At 62.3% G+C, this 11,521-nt stretch carries 6 protein-coding genes and 1 tRNA gene; 1 reads left to right on the top strand and 6 read right to left on the bottom strand.

The window, feature by feature from the left end; translation table 11 throughout:
- Positions 1–16: 16 nt before the first annotated feature.
- Genes HLG82_RS00515 through HLG82_RS00505 form a run of 3 tightly spaced genes read right to left on the bottom strand, consistent with a single transcriptional unit; the run spans position 17 to position 5,539 of the window.
- On the bottom strand, positions 17–1,315 hold the full coding sequence (locus tag HLG82_RS00515; RefSeq protein ID WP_193326825.1) for an extracellular solute-binding protein: 1,299 nt from the start codon (positions 1,313–1,315) through the stop codon (positions 17–19).
- Positions 1,316–1,352: 37 nt separating this feature from the next.
- Positions 1,353–2,525 carry a glycoside hydrolase 5 family protein gene (locus tag HLG82_RS00510; RefSeq protein WP_193326824.1) on the bottom strand — a complete coding sequence of 391 codons (1,173 nt, stop codon included), beginning with the start codon at positions 2,523–2,525 and terminating at the stop codon, positions 1,353–1,355.
- Positions 2,522–5,539, bottom strand: a complete 3,018-nt coding sequence (locus tag HLG82_RS00505; RefSeq protein ID WP_193326823.1) for an alpha-mannosidase — start codon at positions 5,537–5,539, stop codon at positions 2,522–2,524. The genes HLG82_RS00510 and HLG82_RS00505 overlap by 4 nt, the downstream gene beginning before the upstream one ends.
- Before the next feature lie 158 nt (positions 5,540–5,697).
- On the opposite strand from HLG82_RS00505, the gene HLG82_RS00500 reads away from it, so the two are divergent.
- Complete coding sequence (locus tag HLG82_RS00500) at positions 5,698–6,705, top strand: LacI family DNA-binding transcriptional regulator (protein ID WP_193326822.1); 1,008 nt, start codon at positions 5,698–5,700, stop codon at positions 6,703–6,705.
- A 140-nt stretch (positions 6,706–6,845) separates the two neighbouring features.
- Here the strand turns inward: HLG82_RS00500 and HLG82_RS00495 are convergent, their stop codons facing one another.
- The 3 genes from HLG82_RS00495 to HLG82_RS00485 form a co-directional block, all read right to left on the bottom strand.
- On the bottom strand, positions 6,846–8,192 hold the full coding sequence (locus tag HLG82_RS00495) for an AGE family epimerase/isomerase (protein ID WP_193326821.1): 1,347 nt from the start codon (positions 8,190–8,192) through the stop codon (positions 6,846–6,848).
- 2,144 nt (positions 8,193–10,336) lie between these two features.
- Positions 10,337–10,412 (bottom strand) — tRNA-Thr (locus HLG82_RS00490).
- Between the two features lie 201 nt (positions 10,413–10,613).
- Entirely contained in the window at positions 10,614–11,444 is an 831-nt protein-coding gene (locus HLG82_RS00485; RefSeq protein ID WP_193326820.1) for a DsbA family protein, read from the bottom strand.
- Positions 11,445–11,521: the final 77 nt, after the last annotated feature.

The raw sequence follows: 11,521 nt of genomic DNA, 5'->3' as shown, positions 1-11,521 counted from the left end.
CGTCCCCTCCGGTTTCTTACTTCTGCAGAGTCTGCTGGGCGTGTTCAACAGCTTTGTCGAGGGCTTCCTTCGGCGTGATCTCGCCTTTAACAGCAAGCGCGATCTGCTGCTTGGCGAAGGTCTCCATCTCGTCGGTGTAACGCGGGTTACCGGTCATCTTGGCGGCATCCATCTGCTTGGCGGCTAGCTCCGTGGCAGTTTTTTGCTCCGGATTCTGGGCTGCCTGCGCGAACTTCGACGGATCTGCGTTAGCGGCGATCGTGCCCGGGAAGAAGCCGACGGCGAGTTTGACGAAGGCGATCTGGTTGTCCGTGTTGGTCACGAACTCGGCGAACTTCATGGCGAGCTCAGGGTTCTTGGACTGCTTGGAAACCGAGATGCCCTGGACGAAGAGCGGCGGGTTGCCGAAGCCGTGGCTGACCTTAACCTTGGGCAGGAGGGTCGGGGAGTTCACCGCGACGTCCTTGTCAATGTAGTTCGGGCCAGCGGTGGTCCAGGCAACGGTGCCCTTGTTGAAGTTGTTGACGTTGGCGTTTGCGGCGCCAGCGTTCTGGAGTGCCTCGGGAGTGATGGCACCCTTTTTGTAGAGATCGACGTAGGTGGCGATAATCGCCTCGGCCTCGGGGGTATTAAAGACGAACTTGCCATCCTTGATGATGTCGAGCTTGCCGCCTGCATCCGAGACCATGATCTGTAGGCCCTTCGGGCTGGGCAGGTCAGAGATCGTGGGGATGCCCTGCTCGCCGAGCTTGGCTGCAAGCTCCCAGGTCTCCTTGTAGGTTGCCGGAGCCTCAGTCATGCCGCCCTTCTCGAGCAGCTCGGTGTTCCAGTAGTTCAACTCGGTACCGAGGTACCAGGGGAATCCGTAGACTCCCTCAAGCCCGTCGAATGTGTAGGCGCCGACGCCGCCGGGAACGTATTCCTTAATGACCTTCGAGTCCTTGTTGAGGTCGACGAGCATGTTCACTGATGCGAGCGCGTATGCGTACTCGGGTGGCAGGTTGACGACGTCGGGCAGCTCGCCCGACTCGGCCTGCTGGAGGACCTTGTCTTCGTAGCCGTCGCCCGGCTGGTCAAGCCACTTGACCTTGGCGCCGGGGTTCTGGGACTCAAATTCCTTGATGAGATTCTCGAAATAGGGGGTGAACTTTTCGTTCTTCAGAGACCAGGTCTGGAAGGTGATCTCGCCCGTGAGCTTTCCGTCAGCGCTGCCGGTGCCAGTGGAGGTGGCCGCATTCGAGCCAGATCCGCCGGTGCACGCAGTCAGCGACAGTGCTACGGCAGCCGCGAGGGCTCCTAGCTTCTTAACTTTCATTTTCTTCTCCTTCGAAGAAGTGCTTCCCAGTTGGAAGCTAGTTGTTGACGACGATGCGAGGCACATCGCCATTGAGGGTTGATGCCATCCACGAGTCGAAGAACTCGTGGCTAGCGTCGGCGAGGTCACGCCCGTCAGGGGTGAGCGTGATGGCCATCGTCGGCCTTTCGATCCGGGTGGGTTCAGCGTCCGAATACCGTTCGATTGCCTCCTTGTAGGCGCTCCCGATCGGCTTGATATCACCGTCTGAATCGAAGAGTCCAAGGGTGTATTCGACCTCGGGGAAGTCCACGAGGTTCCGAGATACGTCGTGTGAGCACCACCAGGTGATGGCCTGGAGGTTGGGGGCGGTGCCGCCACCTTCGGCGCCAAGGAGGCGGTCGATGTTGGCGGTGAGGAATCCCGCTGCGTCGGCTGGATCCACATAGTTAGATGGCGAACCGATTTCTTGGAGCCAAACGCCCCGATCGGGATCAGCGGACCATCCTGCGGCTAATTCGCACAGATAACGCGAGTACCACTCCAGTTCGGGTGCTCCTGCGCCCAGGCGCGGGCCAACGCGCCCAAAAACCCATGAATGGACCGTTGTGAGGTCACCAGCATTGACGGCCGCCGCCGGGGTAAAGGGGTGGGTGTTATCGAACCAGAGGTCTTCGTCGTGCGTGTGGACGTGGGTACCTTCGGGCCACACGGTTCGGGCGGTTCCCAGCAGATCCTCGAGCCAGGCGTCGATCTGGTCGATGCTTGCCCGGTGCTGGTCGGGGTGACGATCGGCGGCGAACTGAATGAATTCGTTGCCAAGGCTCAGCCCACGTGCTCCCCTGACGTCCCTAAGGCGGGTGGCCATGGCGTGCACGAGTGCGCGTTCGCCGGAGACAACGTCGGCATCGGTGAAGAGGTTTCGCCGGTGCCAGGTGCTGACCCAGGCAGGTAGGAAGTCGAAGGATGACAGGTGGCCTTGCAGGACGTCGACGTAGGTGTTCATCCCACGCTCTGCCGCCAGCTCGACCACGGTGACGACGTCGTCAAGGCCAGCTTCGCGGATGAGGCTACGGTTGGGCTGCAACAGGGGCCACAGCGGAAAAATTCGCAGGTGGTCGACGCCGAGGGAGGCGATCGCGTCAAGGTCGGAGGCAATCGCGGCCGGGTCAAAGTCGAGCCACGAGTGGAACCAGCCCGCGCGGGGCGTGTAGTTGACGCCGAATTTCATCGGGTCTCCTTTGCGGTGGGTGCAGTGCGGGGGCGAACGCGCAACGTCGCTATCTGGAACGGCGCAAGGTCAAGGGTATGATCGTCGCCGACGGTGGTGACGGCCGGCGCCTCGGATGAGGGACGGTAGCGAAGGTCGGTGGCACTCACGCTTACGTCGGGCCAGGTCAGGGTGACGGTGGACGGAGCGCCAGTCGCCTCGTAGAGGCGGAGGACGACGTCGCCCGAGCGATCAGGGGCCATGGAGACGGACTCGATGACGGCGCCGGTGCACGCGAACGGTGCGCCGATGGTGGCGGGAGCCGGACGCAACGGAAGGTTGAGCTGCTGGCCGTCCGCGACGGCGTCGAGCACCTGTGCGCCGGGATGGATGCGGAAAGTCCAGGTAAAGCGACCCTGATCCTGGTTCGGGTCGGGGTAGATGGCAGACTTGACGAGAGTGGCGCGCACGTCGCTCCAAGTGCCGCGGCGCCCAGCCCCGTGGCGGGTGATGTCCCAGCCGTAGGTGGCGTCGTTGGCGATGGACCACGCCGCACCGGCGTTGGCTAGGCGAACCCAGCGGTGGGCGCTGACCTCAAACTTGGCTTCCTCCCAGGAGGTGTTGGTGTGGGTCGGCCGCGAAATGTAGCCCATCTGGGTCTCGTACTGGGCGTGATCCGTGTGGATGTCCACGGGGAAACTGAGCTTGAGTAGCTTTTCGTGCTCGTGCCAGTCGACCTCGGCCTTGACATCGACGTAGGGCCTGCCGGGCGCGAGCGTCCACTCGATGTTCATGCTCGAAGCACCGAAGGTGGCGTGTGCGCGGGCGTAGGCCGTCTCACCCTCGACCCCGACGCCGTCGCTCACCAGCTCCAGGTCCTCGCGGGTTCCCTTGTAAAAAGAATCGATGTCCCAGGCATCCCACATATTCGGGAAGTCCTGGAAAATCGAGAACACGCCCGCCCGCTGACCTGCGGGGATGTAGGTGCGGGTGGCGTCGGAGATCTGGGCGCACGTGCCGTCGTCGTTGAACTCGAGGGTAAGCACCCCGTTCGAGATCCGCGATCCCTGCACACGTGCCGGCTCGGATGATTCCGCACCTGCCGCCGCCTCGAAAGGCGCCACGCCCGAAGAGGAGAAAGACGTGGCGTTTGCGAATGAGGCAGCGGCAGGGCGACCCGTGGCCAATAACGTCAGTGCGCCTTCGATGAGGCGTTCGCAGGTGGCACGTACGTCTGCATAGATCGCGGCCACCTCACGGTAGACCCACGCCACGGACGTGCCGGGAAGAATGTCATGGAACTGGCAAAGCAACACGTTGTGCCACACCTTGCGCAATTCGTCGTACGGGTAGTCCGCTCCGGCGAGGGCAGCCAGCGTGCACCACAGCTCGGTTTCCCGCAGTAGCGCCTCGGAGCGGCGGTTGCCCTGCTTGGCAGCGATCTGCGAGGTGAAAGTGCCACGGTGAAGCTCGAGGTAGAGTTCGCCCACCCACACCGCGGGATCGGGCAGGTCCGCCTCCGCGCGATCGAAGAAGGCGTGCGGGGATTCGGCCACGACGCGCGGGGCCCCACGCAGGTCAGACATGCGCTGGATGCGCGCCATCATGTCGCGGGTGGGCCCGCCTCCGCCGTCGCCGTAGCCGAACGGAAGAAGGGAAACGTTCGTGCGGCCCTTGTCCTTGAAATTGTTCACGGCGTGGGCGACCTGGGCGCCAGTGACCTCCGAGCCGTACGTGTCGGCCGGCGGGAAGTGGGTGAAGATGCGCGAGCCGTCCAGCCCCTCCCACAGCAGGGTGTGGTGCGGGAAGACGTTGGTCTGGTTCCAGGAGATCTTCTGGGTCAGGAAGCGGGTGATGCCGGCCTCGCGGGCGAGTTGCGGGATCGCGGCCGAGTATCCGAAGGAATCCGGCAGCCAGATTTCCTTGCACTCGATACCGAAGGCCTCCTCGAAGAAGGACGCTCCCTCCACGATCTGGCGGGCCAGCGCCTCGCCGCCGGGCAAGACGGCGTCCGGCTCCACCCACATCGCACCCACAGGGACGATCGAGCCCTCCGCCACGTGCTTCTTGACGCGCTCAAAAAGCTCCGGGTCCTCCTCGGCCAACCAGGCAACATGCTGCGCGGCGGGGAGGGCAAAGACCAGCCCGGTGCCGTCCTCAATGAGGCGGCAGACGTTGGCGAGCGTGCGGTTGACCTTGCGCTTGGTTTCTCGGATTGGCCACAGCCAGGCGGAGTCGATGTGCGCGTGCCCGACGGCCGAGAGGCGGTGCGCTCCGGGAAGTGCTGGGCGCTCCATGATGGGCTTGAGGACGTCGCGGGCCGCGGCGGCCGTGCCGGGGATGTTGTGCAAATCGAGCTGGTCGAGCGCGTCGTTGAGGGCGTACAGGACCTCGAGATCGTCATGCCCAAAAGGCTCGCCCTTAGCCTCGATCATCTCGGTGAGCACCTGGATGTCGAGGATCAGTTCGGCGACCTCCGTGTGGCGTACCACGACGTCGGCCTGCTCAAGCACGTACATATCCTCGCGTGAGGCCGTGAGCTTATCGCCATCGAGCGTTTCCTGGAAGGGCAGCACATCAAGCAGAAGGGGGTTGGCGGCGGCCTCAATGGTGAGGTGGAAGGTGGCGCCAGGTTCCTGCGGGAGCGGGATCCACTGGTTGCGCGGGTTGATGGCCTTGATCGCAACCCCGTCCTCCCCGCGCACGAGCCCCTCGGCGAGGAAGCCCACCGAGTGATCCGGGAAGCCGAGGTTGATGCGGGCCTCGACCGTATCACCGTCCGGAACATCCGTGGGAATCGTTCCTCGCACATCAAACCAGACCGTCTGCCACGGCTTGCCCCACGGCTGCCCGGCGGAGATGGGCTGGAATTGCGCGTCTTCTCCCGGAGCTACGGGCTCTCCTACGACGCCACCTTCTTCGTCCGGCACACGCCACATGGTGAGCTGGAGCGGAGAAGCGACAGAAAATTGGGCGCGCATGATGCGCTCGCTAAGCGTACGATTAATGCGCTTGAGGAGGAGCGAATTGTCCATCGGAGGCCTTTCTGCCGAGAGCTTCGTTGTTCTCGTACATCTCACCCTAATAACTAAACCGATTTAGTGCAAGCTTTTTGTCCGATGAGTTACATTAGAATTCGAAATGGCCCCATAACGAGGACGAATGTGGTGTCACAACACGAAAAGGAGTAGCGGTGGCGAGGAAGACCATTCGCGATATCGCCAGAGAAGCCGGCGTGTCCCCCACAGCCGTCTCTTTCGCACTCAACGGCCGCCCGGGGATCTCACCTGCAACGCGCGAGCGCATCCTCGCCATTGCTGAGCGATCCGATTGGGCACCCAATTCGCGCGCACAGTCACTCTCACGATCGAAGTCCGACGCCGTCGGCCTCTTCATCGCCCGCAAGCCCGACTCCTACAACACCGAACGCTTCTTCTTTAACTTCATCGTCGGCCTCCAAAACGCCCTCACCGAACAGGACCTAGACCTCGTCTTCCACACCGGCCCCCACGCCGACGCCGAAATCGCCACCTACCGCACATGGTGCGCCCAAGGCCGGGTGGACGGCGTCGTCGTCGTGGACCCGCGCGTCGACGACCCGCGCATCGCCGCCCTGCGAGAGCTGCAGATGCCGGCCGTCGTCGTCGGAAAGAGCGTGGAAGGCTTCGCGTCCGTCGTCGCCGACGAACGCTCCATCATCACCACACTCGCCGGGCACCTATACGAACGCGGCGCCCGCACGATCGGCTACGTCACCGGCATCGCGAACCTCGTCCACACCCAGGAGCGAATCGAGGCGCTGAAAGAATTCGCCGCCGACCACGCCATCACCGCCCTGCTCGCCTCCGGCGAGGACGCCACCGAAGAATCCGGTCACGCGGCGATCCGGCAGCTCCTCAACAGCGACACCACCCCCGACGGCATCATTTTCGACAACGAAATCCTCGCCCTCGGCGGTTTCAACGCCCTTCGCGCCGCCGGCAAGGAAATTGGCCGCGACGTACTGATCTGTTCCTGCGAAGACTCGCCCCTGTGCCGCATCGTTACCCCGGCGATCACGGTCGTCAACCGCGAACCCGCCGAACTTGGCCGGGTATCCGCCGAGCTCCTCATCCGCGCCCTCGGCGGCGAATCCGCCCCCTCTCTCGAACTCGAACCGGCGCCGCTGCTCAGCCGAGAATCGACGGCAGGCTTGCGCTAGCCCCAGCGGCGTTGCGGTGCGATTCCAGGGGCTGAGCGCCGCACAGGGTTTCGCTGTACTCCTGTGTCGCGGCAGCCCGTTTTCAGGCCGCCTCGGCCGCCACTGAGCGCCACACAGGGTTTCGCGGCGCTCGCACGGCTTTAGGTCAACTTGAGCGCGCCAGCGAAGGTCGGCGTCAGCGGAAGGTTCGGCATGAGCACGCACTGCGCCGCGTGATAGACATCCGGCTTGCCCGGCCACGTGATGCCCGACGGCGAATTCGTCCGGTCCAGCTCGTGAATCCAACGGCCCGGCGCCTCAATCAGGTGCTCCTTGGCGAACGCAAGGAACGTATCGAACCACCGCTCCATGTCGGCGACGACGTCAGCCTCGCCCACCTCTTGCCCATAGGTCGCGAAGGCGGCGGACGCACTCAGAGCCTCACACACCGTCCAATGCATGCGCTCGTGGACGACAGGGGTGCCAGCAAAATCCGTGGTGTAGACGATGCCGGGCTCGCCGTCGGCAAACCACCCGTCGGCGATCGCCTGCAAGAAGAGTGCGCGCGCCTGCGAAGGAAGACGGTCAAGATCGGAGTCTTCGCGGGCGACGTCTGCGGGGGCGGCGGGCACTTCGGCGTCGTTGGTGGCGCCTGCGGGGGCGTCGTCGGCATCAGTACCATTGGAAGCGTCACTCAGACCACCAAGTCGGGCCTTCGCAGCCCAATAGTGCATCGCAAGGCGCGCCCATTCGATGCCGTGACCAGGGGTAAGGCCGAAGGGGCGGAACGGATCGGCGGGACGATCCTTGTTAAAATCGGGAAGCAGATGCCAGTTGGCGTCAAAATGCTCAGGGATCCGCCAACCAATCTTCTCCGCCTCGCCGAGCACAAAAGCAAGGATCGAGCCAGCCTTCTCCAACCAACGCGGATCGGCGGTGGCGTCCCATGCGGCCAGCGATGCCTCAAGCGTGTGCATGTTTGCGTTTGCACCCCGATAGTCCTCGCTCTGAGTAAATCCCCGGTCGAAAGACTCGCAGACCAGGCCAAACTCGCACTCCCAAAAATGCGACTCGTGCGCATCGAGGGCCAGCTCGTACAGCTCGCGCGCCCCCAGAATCCCGGCCTGCATACCCGAGCTCGACGCGAGAAGCACAAAAGCGTGGGCATAGGCAGCCTTGCGCGCGTCTACTTCGGTCACCGGCGCGCCCGTCGCATAGTCGAGATTCGTGAAGAACCCGCCGTAAACGGCGTCGTAGAAATTCTCACGCAAGGCCGCGATGCCGTGTGTTGCGAAGTCGCGAGCGGACTCGTCGCCGCGGAGCGTGGCGAGGCAGAAGACGTGAGTCATACGGCAATTGATCCACAGCTGGAGACCCGCGGCCTCATCGGCGTTGCCGGCAGCATCCAGCGTGGAAAAGCCGTATTGCGTGCGCGAGCGCCGCGCAAAGTCAACGAGCGCTGCAAACTCGGAGTCGAGCCACGATTGAAGCTGGTCGGTCACGATCATGATGCGTCCTTACATCTATTGCGTATTACGTATTGTAGGCCTGGTGTCCGCCGCGGGCCTGGTGTCCGCGAGGCCGGGGCTTTCCCCTTGCCGGTGTCGATAGCGAGCCGGGCCCGCGTGGGTTAGGGCGTTGTGCCCGCGTGGGCGTGCGGGCATCGCACCCGCTTGGGCGGGCAGGCGTCGCACCCGCGCGGGGTGCGCGCATGGCCAACCTCAGCCTAACAAAACCGGTTTAGCCCCCGGAAGGTTTTCACCGAAATTCTATCGCGCAATGGCGGCGACGTCGTGCAGTGCCGCGGGCAGCGACGGCGTTCGCGAGCTCAGACGACCAGCACATCCGTTGCAGGCCAATGGTGACCGGGGCAACGCCATGCGCATCTCGACCTAGCACTGGCGGGCGTATCCGGGATTCGCCGCGCATGCCGCGATTCGCCAAACCCTCAAACCGGGCACACCACATCCCGGAAACTCCGCCGCAGGCTACAGTTAGCCTGCCCCGGAAGCTCCAAACCGTCCGCGTAGCTCGAAAACGTCGAGGGAGCATCCGCTTTCGGCTTGTTTCCGTCAGCCTTGAGAAATTACGCGCTACCGCGGCAATTTCGAGCTACGGGGAGGCCTCTTAAGTACCGCCTTCGCGCTACCGCGGCAACTTCAAGCTCCCCCCGACGCACCCCTTCGCGCTACCGCGGCAACTTCGAGCTACGGGGCCGGGACCTGGCCGAGCGCGACATTACGATGAAAGGCAAGAGATGGCCCAAGCAAGCACGCGACGGCGAACCCAGTGCTCGCAAGTGCGGCACGTCGAGCAGGCATGGGGCCACACGGAAAGATTTGGATGAAAATATCAACCTGCGCAACCACATAGATTCGGACAGCCGGATCACACAACTGCTTTGTAATTGGATGACACCCATCAAGTTTCGTGCGGCTTCCCAGCTTTTCCCGCCCACTCCAACGGAACAAAACCTGACACGCTTCAGTGAAGACGTAGCCTTCCCGAAAGCGATTCCGGATGAACGGGTCTTGAGTCGCAAATTCCGCCCCCCGCACACATCAAGTGAGATACGCTTCACATAAAAGCGCCTGTGTGCTATTATTCGCATACACCCCCTTTAGAAATGAAATCGCAAATGCACACTTTCGCAGCCATTGCTAGCGCTGGACCGTTAGTACTCTCAACGTTAACCACGCCCTCGACCCCCACGGCCTCCGCACCTGATGGTGTTTCCGATGCCTCTGAAACGTACATCGAAGGAGGGCACATTCAAGGTTACGATCCAACCCGATATGACTATGCCCCTCCTTCACCCCAAGCCTCTTTGCGGTCTGCGTGGGGACACCAAACGATAGGGGGTTTTACTTTCGGGTTCAAGGGGCTGTCACCAACCATCCCGAGAGGAACGCTCGCACATGACATCCAAGGCGGGTCAACTTACATCAGACAAGAGGCTGCACGGTACCTACTTCTTGCCTCCGCCAACATATGCAACTACAGAATCGACTTCCAAAACAGGGGTCTTGACGGTACGATTTGGGGCACAGACAGGGGCGCCACGGAAAATAGTTGCGCTTGGCGCCTAAGTGCCACCCGAGAACTAAATGTCCCACGGCATGTGAGGCCAGGGTATCAATGCGCCAGGCTCTTTGTCGGAGGAATCTTCCGTGGCGAGCAGTGCCGCAACATCGTGAGGTGAAATTGTGGGTAATGAGCCAAAACGAATGTATTGGACAGGGATGATTGTTGGGCTTCTCAGCATTCCCTTCTTCGCCCTGATTGTTCCTCAGATCGCCGCACTATATATCTGCCAAGATGAGCTACGCAAAAATCCTGAGGTAAAATGGCCAAGTCGGCTTGGCATAGTTGGCGCATCCATAGCCTCAATGATAGTTGCACTGATCCTTTTGAGAGTGCTATCCACTATTTTCTGGCCAGTAGATTAATAGGGTTAGCACCAGGCCCGAAAGTGCGATTTCTACACCTGTTGCCGCAAGGGCGCGCATCAGCCGCAAGGGTGCATGTCATGAGGCCCCAGTCGCGAGGGGGTGGAGCTCGGAATATTTGACGTGTTCCCCGGAAGTTGGACTGGCTAGGGCGGGCTAAGCGCCAAAAATGGCTTCAACCCTCACTGGATCGAAGCCACAAGTGGAGCCCCCTGTCAGACTCGAACTGACGACCTACGCTTTACAAGAGCGTTGCTCTACCAACTGAGCTAAGGAGGCGTCACCTTGCGGGTGCGCCCGCGCGGACGAAACAAGTGTGCCAGATAATGCGCAAGATTGACAACGTCTAGGCACGAGTGTGGCCATCACGCTGGCCACACTCTCACCGCTGAAGCGCCGTCACCGCAGCCAACGACGCCGTCACCGCAGCCCACGCCCAGCCGCCGCCGAGGTCCGCACTAGGAGGCCAAGCGCGCAAGCCTACTTCTTGCCGGCGTCGATGGCGGCCTGGATCACGGCCTCGACGTTGCCGTCCTTGAGCCAGGAATCGTCAACCGTGCCGTTGACCTCGAGGGTGGGAGTGGCGTTGTAATTCTTCCCACGGAAGGCCTCCGTCGCCGATTTGACCACACCCTTCCAATCTTCGGCGGCGATGGATGCCGGCAGGTCGTTGACAACATCTTTCGGAACACCAACCTTCGCGGCGATATCAGCGAATTCCGCCTCAGTCGGGTGGGAGGCATGCTCTTTGACGGTCTTCGCGGTGCGCTCGAAAAGTGCGTCGTTGTAGGCCCACGCCTGCTCGGGCGCGTATGTAGCGACGTAGAACATTGCGGCCGTGGCGTTGTCCGAGATGGGGTTGTTCAGGGTTGCCACCGGGTAGAGGCGAACGGAGAGTTCGCCGGCTTCGGCGTGCTGGTGATACTTCGCGGCGTAGCCGGACTCGAGGTTGATGCAGCCCCCGCAGGTGTAGTCCGAGTAGACCGAAAGTACCCCGGCACCCTCGACGCTCTTACCCGCAACGCCTTGCGCATTCACGTCGATGCCGTAGTCGTCGGTGATGTTGGCGATCTTGGCCGGACGCGCGGTGCCGGTGTAGGTGCCGGTGTTCGGCTGGCCCGTCTTGCCTAGGAGCTGGAGCATGGCGAAGACGACAAGCAGGAGCGCGACGAGGGCGCCCCCAATCATCAGGGCCTTGTTGCGGCGCTGACGCTTGGCTTCCTGCTCGCGCAGAATGCGGGCCCTTTCGCGAGCGATCTCGCGCTTTTCCTTCTTGGAAGCCGCGTGGGCTTTCTGGTCGTTTCCTGCCATTGTTCCTCTATCTTTCCGGTTCGTGCGACGCGCACCTGGCACACACAATCCAACCGACGCGCACTTGGCACGCATGA

Source organism: Trueperella pecoris (genome assembly GCF_014926385.1).
GTDB classification, from domain to species: domain Bacteria; phylum Actinomycetota; class Actinomycetes; order Actinomycetales; family Actinomycetaceae; genus Trueperella; species Trueperella pecoris.
The sequence above is the reverse complement of the archived record's forward strand: the minus strand, read 5'-3'. Positions and strand labels throughout refer to the sequence as shown.

Excerpts from the sequence above, each read along its gene's own strand:
- HLG82_RS00505 (WP_193326823.1), bottom strand. The coding sequence starts at position 5,539 with ATGGACAATTCGCTCCTCCTCAAGCGCATTAATCGTACGCTTAGCGAG.
- HLG82_RS00495 (WP_193326821.1), bottom strand. The coding sequence starts at position 8,192 with ATGATCGTGACCGACCAGCTTCAATCGTGGCTCGACTCCGAGTTTGCA.
- HLG82_RS00510 (WP_193326824.1), bottom strand. The coding sequence starts at position 2,525 with ATGAAATTCGGCGTCAACTACACGCCCCGCGCGGGCTGGTTCCACTCG.
- HLG82_RS00515 (WP_193326825.1), bottom strand. The coding sequence starts at position 1,315 with ATGAAAGTTAAGAAGCTAGGAGCCCTCGCGGCTGCCGTAGCACTGTCG.
- HLG82_RS00485 (WP_193326820.1), bottom strand. The coding sequence starts at position 11,444 with ATGGCAGGAAACGACCAGAAAGCCCACGCGGCTTCCAAGAAGGAAAAG.